Source organism: Bifidobacterium sp. ESL0819 (assembly GCF_052606245.1).
This window is the reverse complement of the sequence record NZ_CP199587.1, coordinates 1,109,410-1,125,820: the sequence shown is the minus strand read 5'-3', so window position 1 is coordinate 1,125,820 and position 16,411 is coordinate 1,109,410. Positions and strand designations below refer to the sequence as shown.

15 protein-coding genes are annotated in these 16,411 nt (G+C 61.4%); 2 read left to right on the top strand and 13 right to left on the bottom strand.

The window, feature by feature from the left end; all coding sequences use genetic code 11:
- Nucleotides 1-20: 20 nt before the first annotated feature.
- Together glmM and pepN are read right to left on the bottom strand one after the other, a co-directional pair.
- On the bottom strand, nt 21-1,397 hold the full coding sequence (glmM, locus tag ACUIAD_RS04730; RefSeq protein WP_445342928.1) for a phosphoglucosamine mutase: 1,377 nt from the start codon (nt 1,395-1,397) through the stop codon (nt 21-23).
- Between the two features lie 134 nt (nt 1,398-1,531).
- Nucleotides 1,532-4,147: an aminopeptidase N gene (gene pepN / locus ACUIAD_RS04725; RefSeq protein WP_445342927.1), complete on the bottom strand. Its 2,616-nt coding sequence runs from the start codon at nt 4,145-4,147 to the stop codon at nt 1,532-1,534.
- Nucleotides 4,148-4,341: 194 nt separating this feature from the next.
- Here pepN and ACUIAD_RS04720 point away from each other — a divergent pair, with 194 nt between their 5' ends.
- The gene (locus ACUIAD_RS04720) at nt 4,342-5,118 is read left to right on the top strand and encodes a lipase family protein (protein ID WP_445342926.1); all 777 of its coding nucleotides are present in this window, start codon (nt 4,342-4,344) and stop codon (nt 5,116-5,118) included.
- Nucleotides 5,119-5,233: 115 nt separating this feature from the next.
- Nucleotides 5,234-6,298, top strand: coding sequence for a 2,3-butanediol dehydrogenase (locus ACUIAD_RS04715; RefSeq protein WP_110451797.1), 1,065 nt, complete (start codon nt 5,234-5,236; stop codon nt 6,296-6,298).
- A gap of 102 nt (nt 6,299-6,400) precedes the next feature.
- Here ACUIAD_RS04715 and ACUIAD_RS04710 read toward each other — a convergent pair whose 3' ends face one another.
- The 11 genes from ACUIAD_RS04710 to ACUIAD_RS04660 form a co-directional block, all read right to left on the bottom strand.
- Complete coding sequence (locus ACUIAD_RS04710; protein ID WP_445342925.1) at nt 6,401-8,272, bottom strand: ribonuclease J; 1,872 nt, start codon at nt 8,270-8,272, stop codon at nt 6,401-6,403.
- Between the two features lie 62 nt (nt 8,273-8,334).
- Nucleotides 8,335-9,246, bottom strand: a complete 912-nt coding sequence (gene dapA / locus ACUIAD_RS04705) for a 4-hydroxy-tetrahydrodipicolinate synthase (protein ID WP_445342924.1) — start codon at nt 9,244-9,246, stop codon at nt 8,335-8,337.
- Between the two features lie 747 nt (nt 9,247-9,993).
- On the bottom strand, nt 9,994-10,704 hold the full coding sequence (locus tag ACUIAD_RS04700) for a hypothetical protein (protein WP_445342923.1): 711 nt from the start codon (nt 10,702-10,704) through the stop codon (nt 9,994-9,996).
- 71 nt (nt 10,705-10,775) lie between these two features.
- A complete protein-coding gene (locus tag ACUIAD_RS04695; RefSeq protein ID WP_445342922.1) occupies nt 10,776-12,008 on the bottom strand; it encodes an FHA domain-containing protein in 1,233 nt (410 codons plus the stop codon).
- Between the two features lie 73 nt (nt 12,009-12,081).
- Nucleotides 12,082-12,522 carry a YbjN domain-containing protein gene (locus ACUIAD_RS04690; protein ID WP_445342921.1) on the bottom strand — a complete coding sequence of 147 codons (441 nt, stop codon included), beginning with the start codon at nt 12,520-12,522 and terminating at the stop codon, nt 12,082-12,084.
- Nucleotides 12,523-12,525: 3 nt separating this feature from the next.
- Nucleotides 12,526-12,927, bottom strand: coding sequence for a hypothetical protein (locus tag ACUIAD_RS04685; RefSeq protein ID WP_445342920.1), 402 nt, complete (start codon nt 12,925-12,927; stop codon nt 12,526-12,528).
- A 180-nt stretch (nt 12,928-13,107) separates the two neighbouring features.
- Nucleotides 13,108-13,680 (bottom strand): DUF805 domain-containing protein, encoded by a 573-nt coding sequence (locus ACUIAD_RS04680; RefSeq protein ID WP_445342909.1) that lies wholly within the window; start codon nt 13,678-13,680, stop codon nt 13,108-13,110.
- Nucleotides 13,681-13,790: 110 nt separating this feature from the next.
- Nucleotides 13,791-14,063, bottom strand: a complete 273-nt coding sequence (locus tag ACUIAD_RS04675; protein WP_445342919.1) for a hypothetical protein — start codon at nt 14,061-14,063, stop codon at nt 13,791-13,793.
- Between the two features lie 635 nt (nt 14,064-14,698).
- Nucleotides 14,699-15,151, bottom strand: coding sequence for a YbjN domain-containing protein (locus ACUIAD_RS04670; RefSeq protein ID WP_445342918.1), 453 nt, complete (start codon nt 15,149-15,151; stop codon nt 14,699-14,701).
- A complete protein-coding gene (locus tag ACUIAD_RS04665) occupies nt 15,135-15,659 on the bottom strand; it encodes a hypothetical protein (protein WP_445342917.1) in 525 nt (174 codons plus the stop codon). The genes ACUIAD_RS04670 and ACUIAD_RS04665 overlap by 17 nt, the downstream gene beginning before the upstream one ends.
- A 33-nt stretch (nt 15,660-15,692) precedes the next feature.
- Nucleotides 15,693-16,247 carry a DUF805 domain-containing protein gene (locus ACUIAD_RS04660; RefSeq protein ID WP_445342916.1) on the bottom strand — a complete coding sequence of 185 codons (555 nt, stop codon included), beginning with the start codon at nt 16,245-16,247 and terminating at the stop codon, nt 15,693-15,695.
- Between the last annotated feature and the right edge of the window lie 164 nt (nt 16,248-16,411).

The following is a 16,411-nucleotide window of genomic DNA, read 5'->3' as shown; positions in this document are numbered from 1 at the left end:
GCCTTTCCTGGGTCTTCTGTTCAGATGGCCAGCTCGTCGGCTACAACTGAAGCCAGCCGCTGGCAGACCTGGTCGGCCTGCTCCTGGGTGGCCGCCTCGACCATGACCCTGACCAGGGGCTCAGTGCCCGAGGGCCGCAGCAGCACCCGGCCAGTGTTGCCCAGCATCCGCTCCTCCGCTTCGACTGCATCCTGGACCTTGGCATTGGCGTGGACCGCGTTCTTGTCCACCCCGGACACGTTGATCAGCTGCTGAGGCAGCTGGGGGAAGTCGGCGGCCAGCTCCTTGAGACTCCTGCCCGAACGCATGACCTCCTTGGCCAGGGTCAGGGCCGTCAGAGTTCCGTCGCCCGTGGTGGCGAACTCCCGGTTGATGACATGCCCGGACTGCTCGCCGCCCAGAGTATAGCCTCCGCGCAGCATCTCCTCAAGGACATAGCGGTCGCCTACAGCCGTCTGAACGGTGACGATGCCCATCCGCTTCAGTGCCAGCTTGAGTCCCAGGTTGCTCATGACGGTGACCACCAGGGTGTCATTGGCCAGCTTGCCCTCGCGCTGCTTGGCTCGGGCCAGGATGCCCATGATCTGATCGCCGTTGACCATGTCCCCTTCTTCGTCCACTGCCAGGCAACGGTCGGCGTCCCCGTCGAAGGCCACGCCCATGACCGCATCCGAAGCCTGGACCATGGCCTGCAGCTGCTCGGGGTGGGTGGATCCGGCGCGCTTATTGATGTTGTAGCCATCGGGAGAGGCGTTGATGACCACCACGTCCGCTCCTGCACGACGCAGGGCCTCGGGTGCTACCACCGAGGTGGCTCCGTTGGCGCAGTCGGCCACGATCCGCAGACCGTCCAGGGGCTTGGGCTGGGTCTTGCCGGGAGCGACAGGGGCCACGGCCTCCACCAGATGGTCGATGTACATGTTGGTGGCGGTCACCGTATCATGGGAGACACGGCCGACGCCCTCGCCCACCGGGCGCTCCCAGTCCTGGCCAAGGACCGCTTCAATGTCGTCCTCCTTGGAATCCTGAAGCTTGAACCCGCCCCGCGCGAAGAACTTGATGCCGTTGTCAGGCATGGGGTTGTGAGAGGCGGAGATGACCGCCCCCATCTCCACGTTCAGCACGCTGGTCAGGTAGGCGATGCCCGGAGTGGGGATGATGCCCACATCGATCACGTCGAAGCCGCCCGATGACATGCCGGCAGCCAGGGCCGAAGCCAGAAAATCCCCGGAGACACGGGTATCGCGGCCGATCAGGGCACGTCGGCGGCCCGCGGACTGATCCGCGCCACGGCCTAGTACCCGCACTGCAGCATCGCCCAGATCCAGGGCCAGCTGTGCAGTCAGGTCTCTATTGGCTAAACCACGTACACCATCGGTACCGAATAATCTGGGCATTGCTCTCCTCCGAACCCGGCTGCCGAGCCGCTGACGACCCCGCCGATCCTCACGTACCATCCTGCATGCAGGCGACAGATTCATTATGGCCCCGCCCCTGACCCGGCGCCATTCGGGCCGGGGCGGACAGGGCGCTAGCGCAGCCGCTCGTTGTATTCGCGGACCTTGAGGATGCGCCGGGAGGACTCCGTGTTCTGGATGATCATTCCGCGCAGTGCCTTGGGGGCCTCAGCGTGGTCGGCCAGCCAGGCATCGCCCGCCTTGACTAGGGCGGCCGGGTCGGCCTTGGACGGGTAGAGCCCGCCTGCCGACAGCGGGTTGAGCAGGGTCTCCGCAATGTGGAAGGTCTTCTGGGTCCAGACCTCGTCCACGGCTGCAAAGAAGCGATCCACGTAGGGTGCGAAGAGCTCCTGATCCCCCGAGCCGGAGAAGCCGTCTGCGAGAGCCTCGATCTGCGAGTTGGTCAGATCCTCGTTATGCAGGGCCTGATCCCAGGCCCAGGCCTTGGACTCGACCGTCGGACGGGCAGCACGGGCGCCCATGGCGAACTCGCGGTTCTCCGTAGTGTCTCGAGCGGCCAGCTCCTGGTCGATCTCGCCTTCAGCCAGCAGGTCGTGGGCAGACAGGGCGTGGATGATCAGCCAGCGGGTGTTGTTGTCGATGGTCAGACCTTCCAGCTTCAGGTCGCCGCTCAGCAGGCCACGGGCGTGATCCTCGAAGTCGGCATCGTCCCCGTAGCCCAGGTAGGCGCGGATCAGCTGGAACTGCTCGTCTGAGCCGGGCTGGGCCTTCATGGCCAGATCCCAGAGCGTGCTGGCTACCAGCTGCAGCATGGGCTGGCGGCGACGGGAGGCGGTGAAGTGGTGGGCGGCCGTGGAGATCTGAGACAGAGCGTAGCGGAACGTGGTGGACTGGTGCTCGGTGGCCAGAGCCTTCAGGCTCAGGCTGATGAAGCGCTCAGCAGGGAACTGCGCATCCCGGGTCATGTCCCACAGGCTGAGCCAGACCACGGCCCGGGCCAATCGGTCCTCGATCCGGTAGAGGTTCTGCGTGGCATACTCCAGGGAATCCTGATCCAGACGCAGCTTGGCGTAGGTCAGGTCGTCGTCGTTGATCAGAATCAGGGCCGGACGCTTCCTGCCAACGACCTGGGGCACTTCGGCTCCCTGGCCGTCCAGATCCAGCTCGAACCGGTCTGTACGCACCACCTTGCCGGACTGGTCCTCGTCGTAGAAGCCCACAGCCAGGCGGTGAGGACGCAGGACAGGATGCTCCTCAGGGGCTGTCTGGTCGATCCGCATGGCGGTGATGATCCCCTGCTCGTCGGTCTGTACCTGGCTGGTCAACGTGGTGATGCCGGCCTCCTCAAGCCAGAGCCGGGACCAGCTGCCCAGGTCGCGGCCGCTGGTCTTCTCCAGCTCGGTCAGCAGATCCTTCAAGGTGGCGTTGCCGTAGGCATGGGCGGTCAGATAGTTGTGGATGCCCTGGAAGAAGCGATCACGGCCCACGTAGGCGACCAGCTGCTTCAGGACGGAACCGCCCTTGGCGTAGGTGATGCCGTCGAAGTTGACCTCGGTATCGTGCAGGTCGCGGATGGGAGCCACCACCGGGTGGGTGGTGGGCAGCTGGTCCTCGGTCAGGGCCCAGCTCTTCTCGCCGGAGCAGAAGGTGGCCCAGTCGTCGGCCCATTCGGTGGCCTCGGCAGTGGCCAGGGTCGACATGAACTCAGCGAAGGATTCGTTCAGCCACAGGTCGTTCCACCACTTCATGGTCACCAGATCGCCGAACCACATGTGGGCCAGCTCGTGCAGGACGGTCTCCACACGGCGGTTGATCTGAGCCCCGGTGGCCTTGGACTCGAAGACGTACGAGTCGCGGAAGGTGACCAGGCCGATGTTCTCCATGGCGCCCGCATTGTATTCAGGCACGAAGATCTGGTCATACTTGGCCCAGGGGAAGGGCAGGTCCCAGGTCTTGGCGTAGAAGGCGAAGCCCTTCTTGGTCACGTCGAAGAGGTATTCGGCGTCCCCCTCCAGGGAGTCCTTCAACGCCTGGCGGCAGTACAGGCCCATGGGGATGATCCGTCCATCCTCGTTCTGGTACTCGCTGGTCCATTGGGCATAGGGGCCTGCGGCGAATGCGGTCAGATAGGAGCTCATGACCGGGGTGGTCTGGAATACCCAGCGGGTCACGCCCTCGGTGCGGCCGCCCTCCAGGGTTCCCTCGGCGGTGCGGCTGTCCAGGTCCTGATGAGAGGCGGGAGGCATGTTGGACAGGACCGTCCAGGATGCAGGGGAGTCCACGGTGAAGTCGAAGGCGGCCTTGATGTCCGGCTGATCGAAGACGGCGTAGACCCGGCGGGCATCGGGCACCTCGAACTGGGAGTAGAGGTAAACGTTGCCATCCGAGGGGTCCACGCTGCGGTGCAGCCCCTCGCCTGTGCGCGAGTAGCGGCAGAGGGCCTCCACCCGCAGCTGGTTGTGCTCGCTCAGGTCGTCGAGCGCTATTCGGTCGTCCCGGAAGGCCAGGGCCGGGTCCAGGCGTCGGCCGTTGAGCTCGATCAGGCTGACCTGGTCGGCGATCAGATCCACAAAGGTTGACTCCCCCGGCCGGGCATCAAAGGCGATCAGGGCCGTGGAGGGGAAGGTGGCAGGCCCCTTGGTCAGGTCCAGATGGACCTTATAGCTGACATTGGATACGACGACGGCTCGCTCTTCGGCTTCCACACGAGTCAGATTGGCTCCGGGCATGAATTTCCTTTCGCGCATGAATGCCGGTGCCCCCACCGGCATCGGCATAGGTCCTGTATGGATATGGCATGTCAAGTCTAATGCGGGCACCCGCCGACGGGCCAGAAGGACGGTTTTCCTCTTTTCTCAGGGCGCAGTCCGGACGGGAATAGTCAGACCTCCAGGCGGTTGGTCATGGTCCATGGCTCACGAGTATGGCAGAAAGGGAGCGCATGCAGGTCCGGGCCGGATTTACCACACAGCAACTCAACATGCTTTGCCAGTACTCCTACGGAATCGGCCGAGGAGACGTCAAGACCAGGCCGGGCCTGCACCAGTTCGAGAATCCGGCTTTGGACAGCTACTGGGTGCTGCGCTCCCGCTACTGCCCCGAAAACGGATTCGAGGGGATGATCGTCGCCCGGAACCTGGAGGATGGTCCGGACTATGCCCATATAGCCGTGGTCTATGCAGGCACCAATCTGCGCGACGACCCTCGCCACGACGTCCATGCCGCGCTGACCTGCTTCCTGCCGCCGCTGAACGGGGAACCAGGACAGACGCAGCAGGCGGGCATCCTGGCAAAGCAGGCGCTTGACCTGGCCCGACGCACGACAGGAACCGACCGCAAGGTGCTCTTTACCGGACACAGCCTGGGCGGGGGCCTGGCCCTGCTCCAGGCAGTGGAGCATGACCTGCCCGCCAGAGTCTTCTGCGCCGTAGACCCCTGGCGGGTGCTGGACCAGGAACAGCGTCAGCGGGTCGCCTGCCACTACGGGGACGACAAATTCCTGGACTACCGTCTGGATAACGACCGGGTGACCGGAACCGCCAATCTGCTGCTGAGCGGACAGGCTGACCGAAGCGCTCGGGTGGTCTGGTGCGGCAAGGGACCCGGCAGGTTCGGACACTGGCTGGGCGATTTCGATTTCGATCAGGGCGGCGAGGTCCTGGCCGAAACTCCCGTCACCTTGAAGGCATATCAGCGGTAGTATGAAAGTCGGGTGGTCTTCGATGAGGGAGCATCACCCGCCCGCAGGGATGTCACGTTGGGTATTCAACTCCATCCATGCAGGGCCTACACGCATATCAGAGAGGATATACGATATGAAAGCATTGATGTACTACGGCAAGGAAGATGTACGGCTGGAGGACGTGCCCGAGCCCGAGCTCAAACCCGGGACCATTAAGATCCACCCCGCCTTCACCGGCATCTGCGGCTCCGACCTTCACCTCTACTATGACGGTGAGCAAAACGGCGGCAACTCGAAAGACACCCCACACCCTCTCTCCGGGGAGACCCTGCCGGTGGTCTTCGGCCATGAGATCTCGGGCACCATCGAGGCCATTGCCGATGATGTGCACACCGACATGAAGGTGGGCGATTCCGTAGTAGTCGAGGCCGAGATGGCCTGCGGAGAATGCCCCGCCTGCAAGGCCGGCAACTACAACGACTGCCCCAAGCTGGGCTTCATCGGCATCAACGGCTGGGGCGGCGGCATGAGCGAGCACATGGTGGTGGCCGCCGAGCGCGTCTACCCTGTGGGCGACCTGCCCCTGGATCAGGCGGCACTGATCGAACCCTTCTCCGTGGCCTACCACGCTGTGCGTCTGATCCACACCGAGCCCGGGCAGACCGCCCTGGTCGGCGGAGCGGGACCTGTCGGCCTGCTGCTGGGAACCGTGCTCAAGGCCAAGGGACTCAAGGTCATCATGTCCGAGCTCTCCCAGGCCCGCAAGGACAAGGCCCTGCAGTCCGGTGCCGCTGACCTGGTCATCGACCCCAGCAAGGAGGATCTGCTGGAGCGCGTCAAGACCGAGACCGACGGCCGGGGCGCGGATGTGGCCTTCGACGCAGCCGGTGCGGAACCGGTGGTCCACCAGCTTCTGTCTGGACTCAAGGCCCAGGGCAGCCTGGTCGTCGTGGCCATCCATGTCAAGCCCATCACCCTGCACCTATCCGCAGAGATGGGCTTTGGAGAGAAGCTGATGTCAGGATCCATGGGATACGCCAACGATCATGCCGATGCCATCAAGCTCATCCATGACCGGAACATCGACCTGTCCACCTTCATCACCGACCGGATCAAGATCGAGGACATCGTGGACAAGGGCTTCCGCCCCTTGCGCGAGGATGCGGAAAACCACGTCAAGATCATCGTGAGCTTGTAAGCGCTGCTGCTTGTAAGCGCTGCTGTCTGCTGATAACACTGAAGGCTCCGGTCGTCCATCTGGGCGGCCGGAGCCTTCGGTATCAGTTGCAGTAAGCGATGGTCATTCCTGCGGCTGCACGTCGGTGGCGATGTCGGCCACCACGGGCACGATCATGGGCCGCCGGTGCAGCTTGCGGGAGATCCAGCCGCCCAGGGTACGGCGCATCAGCTGCTGAAGCTGGTAGGTGCCGGTTGTTCCCTTGGCCATGGCATCCTCGAGCTGATCGACTATCTGGGCGCTGATGGACTTGAATTCGCTCTCATCCTCGGCCACAGCATTCAGGTAGAGTTTGGGACCGGAGACGACCTTGCTCGTTTCGGTGTCGACTACGGCAAAGGCGGAGACGAAGCCTTCCGTGCCCAGGATTCGACGCTGCTCCAGCTCGTCGTCCGTCAGCTGACCCACGGAGTCGCCATCCACATAGACGTATCCGCAGGGCACGGATCCGACCACGGCGGCCTGACCATGGTAGAGGTCCACTACGTCGCCATCCTCGGCCAAGACCACGTTTTGCGGATCCACGCCGGTCTTGACGGCAATCAGGCCATTGGCCACCAGGTGCCGGTTCTCGCCATGGATGGGCATGGCGCACTTGGGCTGCACGATGTTGTAGAAGTGGAGCAGCTCGCCCTCGTCGGAGTGACCGGAGACATGGATGGCCGCGTTGTCGCGGTTGACCACCTTGGCGCCCAGGCGCACCAGCTTGTTGATGACCTTGTAGACCTCGTGCTCGTTGCCGGGGATCAGCGAGCTGGCTAGGATGACCGTATCGAACTCGTTGATGGTGATGTCGCGGTGGGTCCCGTCGGCTATGCGGCCCAGAGCCGCCATGGGCTCGCCCTGGGAGCCGGTGCACATGTAGACGATCTTCTCGTCAGGGATATTATGGGCGTCCTTAAGGTCGACCACGGTGTCCTCGGGCAGATGCAGGTAGCCCAGGTCTGAGGCGATCGACATGTTGCGGACCATGGACCGACCAGCGAAGACCACCTTGCGGCCGAACTTGTGAGCGGCGTCAACCACCTGCTGCACCCGGTGGACGTGGCTGGAGAAGGAGGCCACGATGATCTTGCGCTGGGCTTCGGCAAAGGCCTTGTCCAGGGCTGGGGCGATGGAAATCTCGGGCTTGACGAAGCCAGGGACCTCGGCGTTGGTGGAATCGACCATGAGCAGGTCCACGCCGGACTCGCCCAGCTTGCCGAACTCCCTCAGGTCAGTCAGCCTGTGATCCAAAGGCAGCGGGTCGATCTTCATGTCGCCGGTGTCGATGATATGACCCGCTGGGGTGCGCACAGAGACAGCCAGAGCATCAGGAATGGAGTGGGTGACGGCCACGAACTCCAGGCTGAAGGGGCCCACCTTGAGCTTGTCGCGGCCCTTGACCTCCACCTCCCTGGGCTTGAGATGATGCTCCTCGCACTTGGCATCAACAAACCCCAGAGTCAGCTTCGAGCCGATCAAAGGAATATCCGGACGCAGCCTCAGCAGATAAGGCACCCCGCCAATATGATCCTCATGCCCATGAGTCAGCACCAGAGCATCCACCCGATCCAGCTTATCCTTGATATAGCTGAAGTCAGGCAGAATCAGATCCACGCCCGGCTGCTCCTCCTCCGGAAACAGCACGCCGCAGTCAATCAGCAGAATATGACCGTTATACTCGATCACATTCATATTGCGGCCAATCTCACCCAGACCCCCCAGCGGGACAATACGCATGGAACCCTTACGATACTTCGGAGGAGCCACCAGACGCTGCTCAGCCTGAGTACCCTTACCACGCTGGATGGAGCCATTGCGGCGTCCACGGGATTCATTCCGGGACCTGCCGGCTCCCTTGCCCTGCCCGGGAGTGCGGCTACGGTTCTTGGGAGAGGATTTGCTGCTTCTGCTTCTGCTCTTTGTACTGTCTTCTTGCCTTGTTTTTGCCATTCTCACTTGTGTTTCCATTATCTGTACCCCCGTCTGATACGGGGGCGACGCTTGTTTGCTTGTCAGGAACGCATCAGCCCTGCAGCCTTCATGCCTTTCTCGGCTTGGATCAGCTGATCCTTGCCAGGCCCAAGATTAGGGAGCCTCATCGTCGTGCTGTCCAAGACACCAGCCACTTTCAGAGCGGCCTTGGCCATGACTGCTTGCTGACCCTGGCCATTGAGAGCCTGGACCAGCGGCGCCAAGGCAGTCGACAACCTCTGCGCCCCTTTCAGGTCGCCTTGATCGAACCGAGTCGCCAGGTCCTGCATAGGACCGCTGGCCACATGGGCCATGACCGATATGACGCCGACGGCACCCAAGGCCAGGAAGGGCAGATACAGCCCGTCATCGCCGGAGTACCAGATCAGCCCCGTCTCCTTGCGCTTGATGGGAACTGCGGCCAGGTCACCAGTGGCATCCTTGACTGCCTCGACATGCGGCAATTCGGCAAGACGACGGTATGTATCCACAGTCACGTGCAACCCGGTGCGGCCAGGTACATCGTAGAGCATGATGGGGCGATCCGCAGACCGGCAGACGGACCTGAAATGCGCTACAACCCCATCCTGGGAGGGTCTGGAGTAGTAAGGCATGACCACCAGGAGCGCATCCGCCCCGGCTTCCTGGGTCATCTCGGCCATGCGGACCGTATGGGCCGTGTCATTGGAGCCCGCACCCGAAATGACCGGCACGTCCACCGAATCCTTTACGGCTCGCACCAAATCGACTTTCTCTTCCATGTGGGTGGCCGGAGATTCGCCGGTGGTGCCGTTGACCAGCAACCCATCCGCCCCATCAGCGACAAGTCTGCGGGCCAGATTGCCAGCGGCCTCAAAATCCACGGACCCGTCATGGTTCATGGGAGTGACCATGGCCGGCACGACCCGCCCGAACGGGGCCTTGTCCAACAGATGGGTTTGGAGCTCAGACATACTTCAACGCTACTTGCAGACGGGGACTCATCACCTTCGCGACACCCTCCCCTCCCTGTCAGTCTTGGACAAGCACCGTGCGCCGAACCTCCACGGTCCCTGCCCAAATCAATAAATAAGAGGGGGAAAAGACGGTACTCAGCAGCATAAGCCATATGGCAGGCAACCGGCCGCCAGCAGCCAGAATCCGGAGGACAGCTTGGCATGCGCAAGGCACTGCATCATCGGAGCGGTTCAGGCATGCTTGATGTGTCTGGCCCCGGCAAGGGCGCAGGCACAGGAAAACCCTGGGTTCTCTGATCCTGCCCAGGCAGGGTTCCACAATGCAGCCCTGGAGTATGCGGAGTCCAGTTTGAACGCGGAATACGCCCGGCCGCTCTTCAGCCGTCAGGATGCCACCGGCAAAGCAACGCCGAGCGAGCCCCTTTTCGACGCTGCGAAGTGGACCATCGACGACCAAGACCGACCTGCTCTTTCCATCGGGCCCCTTGAGCCTGTCTGCCGTCAATTCCTGAATAGCTGCAAGAATCCGATCCGGATCCACCATCTGTGTTCGTCCATGTCTCCATGGGTAGGCTCTAAGGCTGGTCTCTATCTATGGTTGACGGTCGTTACCGCTCCATACGTTCATACCTTGAATCAATCAACTGGAGACCAAGCGCCCGCCTCCCACGCTACGCATTCGATCCGCACCTATCCATCACCTAGCACTACTCAGCCAAGCAGAGAGCGCATCCCAGGGCAGGCTCATTGCTGATTCCGTGCTGCGTCGCTGCCGCGCGCCAGGGCGGCCACCAGGGTCATCAGGTCGAAGATCAGCGCCCAGGCCGCCAGCCACTCGAAGGAGGCGTCACGATCGTCGCCCGCGCAATAGTCGATCGCCCACAAATCCTGCAGAAACCACAAGGCGCCCGTAGCGCCCACCGCCAGACACCAGGGCAGGCACGACCATGGAGAGCCACCGAACAGCAGGCACAGCATCCACGACGGCACCACGCACGACACAGCCGAAGCCGCCCACGCCGCCACACGGCCACGCACCCAATCCGACACGAACCGCAGCCAGGTCACCCCGGCAACCACCAGCACAGCCACCGACACCAGCACCCAGCGCATCACCCCCGGATATGCGCCGGTCATCGCGCCGATCATCACCCCCCAGCAGGGAATCAGCGGCATCGTCAACGCCAGGCACCAGAACCCCGGACGCCCCCCACGGCTCTCGAACCGGGCCAAAAACCACCACATCGCAAAACCCGAGAACATGCCCACCAAGCCGAACTCCACAAACCGGTACCGCACCCACAGCTCATCCTGGTCGTACAGGAAGGCCCAGCCCGGCACGAACCCCGCCAGGAAGGCCGCCCCGTACACCGCCAGCTTGCGCACCACCCCGGCACGGGAAAAGACACGCTCCCCCGCAGGCGCATGACGCGCGCACCCCGCCACCCTCGACATGACCGAAGACGCCCTCTGCAGCCAGGAGCCCCCCGCAGGAAGCCGCAAGGAACCAGAAACACCAACAGCCATCACACACCACCTCCCAGGCCAGAGGACGGGGAACCGCTCCACGATCCCGTCACCCCTTCGCGATCAAGCTCCTCGATCATGAAGTCAGAGTCAGCAAGAGAGAAAGTGCCCGAGGAGCCGACAGGCGCCGTTTCACCAGGCGCGAGCAGACGGCCGGACACCCTGGTTCCATTGGAGGAATGCCGGTCCGTTATCTCGAACCCGCCACCAGGAAGGCGGCTGACTTGGGCATGTATCCTGCTGACGTTCATGTTGCCGCCCATATGGATGTCAGCTTGGGCGGATCTTCCTATGGTGGCCGTATCCTGGCTGCAATCCACACGGCATCCATCCCGGATTCTGGTGACACGGAAGCGGGGCCTCCTGCTCATGTTGAGGCTGGTCGGCCCTTCATCGCCGGAAACGCCGGAGGCCTCACCCGCCCCGCGTATATCCTGGCCAGGATGAGGGGGCACCTTCAGAATGGTATCCCCATCATTGCCCTCATCCGAAAGTCGAATTCCCGGATTGCCATCAGATTCCTGAACTCGATCCCCAGAGGAAGCCTCCGCGACAGCTCCCTCCTCCGGTAGCTTGAGAATCGTTTCCGAGTAGCGTTCATCCTCCTCGCCATGGGATTCACCCGAATGACTCCCGGTCGGATCCGTACCGGATGGGCACGTCCCGGCACCAACCTGGCTCCGGGCCTCAGAGCCCGAGGAGGCGGTGCTGGCGCCATCACCCCCCGGCAGGGTCCGGGACCTGCCCGGCGGAAGAATCGATGCCAGCATGGCATGGTAGGCATCCGCATTGAAGTCCTTGCCTGTTTGCACGAACGCCTCAACCGATTGAGACCACTCCGGATGCCCAAAAGCGCCAGTGTCGACCTTGCTGAGTCTGAAAAGCAGCGAAAGGGGACTGGCATCGAAGCGAGGCCCATCGACGATGGGAACCTGTATCATTCGCGGAACCGCGTCATCACCGGCAAAGTACAGATAATCCTGATGCCAGAGCACCGTCTGCAGAACCGCGCGCTCCTCCGCGCACACCCGCGCCACATCCTCTATGGCCTGCAAGACCCCGGCATACCGGTCAGCACCCATACCATGCCGCAGAACACGGCGCAGGGATATGGCTCCGGTCAAATCATAGTAGAACCTGGCTTCTCGGAAATCCCCCTCATAAGCGAAAGGAAGCAGGTAATCCGCATACCTTCCTGAAAGCAGAACCTGAGCCAGCGCCAAGTCAGGCATTTCGCCCCGGGTGGGGCTTACTGCCAGCGTGCATGCTCCGGAACCACGGTCACGCCTGACCCTGCACTTCGTCCTAGGCCATCCTTATCTTCGACAGCTGCCCCTGGGCAAAGCCAAGGAAACCATCCGAACCCGCCATGGCATACTTCATCAGGCGATCGAACTGGTCATCATCCATGCCGCCCTGGCAGTTCACTACGAACACCGTGCGGAAGACCAGGCCTTCCTCGGTACTCTGCACATAGGCAGTCGGCCCCTCATATTCCCGGTTCCAGGCATTGCAGCAATCCTCAAGCAAATCATGCTGGACATTCGGATGGCTGCCCTGCTCAGTCCCACGAACCACCAGATACTCATGATGCTCGCCATCCATAGCGAATGTGAGCATGATATTGGCCCACATTCCGAACCAGGCATGCTCATGATACTCGACATGGAAATTCTGCTGATCCATCCACCGCTTGATCCGGTCATCGTCGACGACGGCAGCCGGTCCTACATCACGCTGTGCCACTATTCAGCCTCTCTTTCCATAGGGCCCGCTGGGGATACGTATGGGATCCGGGTATTGCTCGCCCAACCAGGCATAGAAGACCTGTATGGTATTCAGCGAGTCATCCAGCCTTGCCCCGAAGACATCCTCTCGTTCATCCCACATAATCTGGCCGACGCTGAAAACCCGCACGGCTCTGTCTTCCTCCGCCGAAGGTTCGCTGGCGTAGGCCTTGGTCCACGCCGCAACGCTGTTCCATTCATTGCAGACATTGGCGGCATCACGGTACCGGGCCGAGCTGAACCCGCGGCTCCACAGACTCCTGAAGCTGATGGAGTCCAGACCAGCAGTCAGCGTATACAGCACCTCGCCCTCGAGCAGGGTGGCCAGAACCGAATCGCCGTCGGCATCAATGAAAACAGGCACGCCTCTCTGGCCGAGCATCCTAGCCAGGCGGGCAAGAGAGGTCGGGAGCCCTGCCGGCAGTTTCTCGTTCAACGCCGGCGAGCCGCCCATCGTCGATTCCGGTCTTGTATCAGCGCCGTCCATGCTGGTCTCTGTCCATCTCGCCTTGTTGGGGTTTGTTTTTTCCTGTTACTGCAGGGGTCACCGTCCGTTCGGGTCCCCTGGGTACTGTGGCGCGCCAGTCTGACTCGCACCAAGGCTTCCGCTAGCGACAACTGGATGACGACGACGCGATGGGACGCACATGATGGCCAGCCGGACGACCACGGCCAGAAGAAGCACGATGATCCCCAAAGGCGAAGGAGCTGACGGGTCCTCCAGCCCCTTCAACATATCCGACACCATTGAACCGGCAATCAGACCCACGCCCACCACCTCCAGCACATAGGGGACGAGCGCCAGCCACCCCGACAGGGCCAGATCATGCAGACGCCGCACCGTCAGGGCATACATGGGCACCAGCACCGCCAGGGAGAACAGCCCCGGTATGACGGTCAAGATACCCGAAGAGAACACGCGGGCCAGGCAGGTGTCCAAGACCCAGATGAACGCGGCGAAAACCCATATCTCCTTGCGGCAGGAACGCCCCTTCCCCCTCGCATACAGGTAGAAGGGCCGTTGCAGGCACTCCTGCATGGTCGCATCATACATGGGCTCGTACCCCTTCATCACATCCACGCGAGGGGGCCTCTTCGAGAGCAAAGCACTAGCCATAATCTTCATCTTCCCTTTCCTCATAAACACGTTCCGGCGGCCCATCGGGACGGAACGCCCGATACCCACATCAGCGCAAGCACACCCATGGCGCAGCCCGCCGTCCGGCATCATCGTCCGGCATCACCGCCATCATTGGAGGCTCCCACAAGAGCATTGGAGTCTCCCATAAGGGAGGCAACCGTCAGGGTCAGACCGAACACCAGCGCCCAAGCCGCCAGCCATTCGAAAGCGGCATCACGATGCGCGCCCGCGCACTCCCTGATCGCCCGCATGCCCAGCACGAACCACAAGGCGCCGACAACGCCCGCCACGCAGCACCAGAAAAGGACACGCCAACCGACCCCGTCGCCTTGGCCCGCATCCAGGACGGCACCACACACAATACCACCACCGCCACCCACGACACGAACCCGTTACGCGCCAGCCGCATCACCAGCGGAAACACCAACACCCCAACAACCACAAACCAAGGCCCCGGACACCCATTCCCACCCTCAAACCGCCACAACAGGATCAGAACAACAAAAAAAGAGAACAGCACGGGAAACGAAACTTGAATCAACAAGGAGCGCACCCAATCCTGGTCCTGTCCAAACAGGAGAAGCCAGCCGCAGGCGAACCCGGCCACATAGGCCAGCCCGTACAGCACCGTCTTCCACAGCACCCCGCCCAGAGAGAACTCACGAGAGCCAGGCCGCGCATGCGGGACACTCTCAACCACACGCGACAAGAACCACGACAGAACAAACGCATCAACACGATCCTCAACGCCACCCGACACAGACAGCAGCACCCCTCACACTTCGCCCTACATCTGCGCAAGCACGGGACCCAAAGACGCGGCTAACGACGAAAAGGCTTCAAAGAAGCTAGGCCTCAGACACCGACGTCCTCCGCAACCCTTCCTGAAAGTAGAACCTGAGCCAGCGCCAAGTCAGGCATTTCGCCCCGGGTGGGGCTTACTGCCAGCGTGCACGCTCCGGAACCACGGTCACGCCTGATCCTGCACTTCGTCCTAGGCCATCCTTATCTTCGACAGCTGCCCCTGGGCAAAGCCTAGGAAACCATCCGAACCCGCCATGGCATACTTCATCAGGCGATCGAACTGGTCATCATCCATGCCGCCCTGGCAGTTCACCACCAACAACGTGCGGAAGACCAGGCCTTCTTCGGAACTCTGCACATAGGCAGCCGGCCCCTCATAATCCCGGTTCCAGGCATTGCAGCAATCCTCAAGCAACTCATGCTGGACATTCGGATGACTGCCCCGCTCAGTCCCACGAACCACCAGATACTCATCGTACGTGCCACGTACACTGAAATCGAGCAGGATATTCCCCCATAAACCGACCCAGGACAGCTCATAATACTCGACACGGTAGCCTTGGGCATCCAACCACCGCTTGATTCGGTCATTATCAACCACGGATTTCATCGGCTGACCCATTTGCTCATGCCCCTCTTCCATATGGTGCATTCGGTATACGTATGGGATCCGGGCACTGATCATTCACCCAAGCATAAAGATTCTGTATGAGATAGATGGAATCATCAAGACGCTGCCCCAGTACTTCATCCCGCTCGTCGCACATGATCTGCCCGACTCCCACTATTCTGACGGCCTGGTTCTGCTCTAAGGAAGGTTCAGTGGCATAGGTCTTAAGATATCCAACCGACCGGTTCCATTCGGCACAGACATTCACCGCATCCCGATACCTGGCGGAGCTGAATCCCCGGCTCCACAGACTCCTGAAACTGATGGAATCCAGACTTCTGCTCATTACAAACATAATGCCGCAATCGACCAGCGGCACCAGTACAGGGCCACCGGTTGCATTGACATACGAGGGTATCTCCCGCTGAGCGAGCAGTCGCATTATGCGGGCAACGGGAGTCGGAAGGCCTTGCAATAATTGCTCATCCACACCCATCCCAGCGGTTCCCTGTCCTTCCACATCCGCAGCAGTATCACTCATCCCAATCTCCTTATATAAATCCACCCGTGCAGGCTAGTCATTCCAAGGCCGGGTCATACCCGACAGGTTCACTCCCGCCCCTATTGCCCCGTTGTCAAAGGACGGACGGCGATAACGGGAAGGCGTGCACATGATGACCAGCTGAATCACCATCGACACGAGCAGCGGGATGACAGCCAGTAGAAAAGGACCGCCACCTATGGTCAACATTCGAGATTTCACCAGCCCAATCGTAGCTATAACCATAAGACCATACGGAATCAAAGTCAGCCATCCCGGCAACAATAAATCATGCAGACGCCGCACCTCCAGAGCATACTCCGGCACCACCATGATCAGGTCGAAGACCAGAGGGATGAGAGCCCAGGATCCCCCGCCGCATACATTACTCAGGCCCTGCTCTACAATTGATAGAACGATGAAGAACACCCATATCTCCTTGCGGCACGATCTCCCCCGCCCCCGGGCAAACAGGTAGAGCGGGCGCTGCAGACATTCTCGAAATGTAGCGTCATGCATGGCCTCGAAACTCTTCATCTTCGCCACACGAGGCGGTCTATTTTCAAACAAGGCAACACCAACACCCATGGTCCCTTTCCTTCCATGCAATTCGAGCGGCCAGCCAGAACAGATTCCGCCGCAACCAACTTCATTGTCGACAACCAGCGTCAATTGCATTACGGCTGTAGACATCGTTCACGTAAGGCCTGAAGCCCAGTAAAGGCCTGGACGATTCCTTATACTAGCAGGAC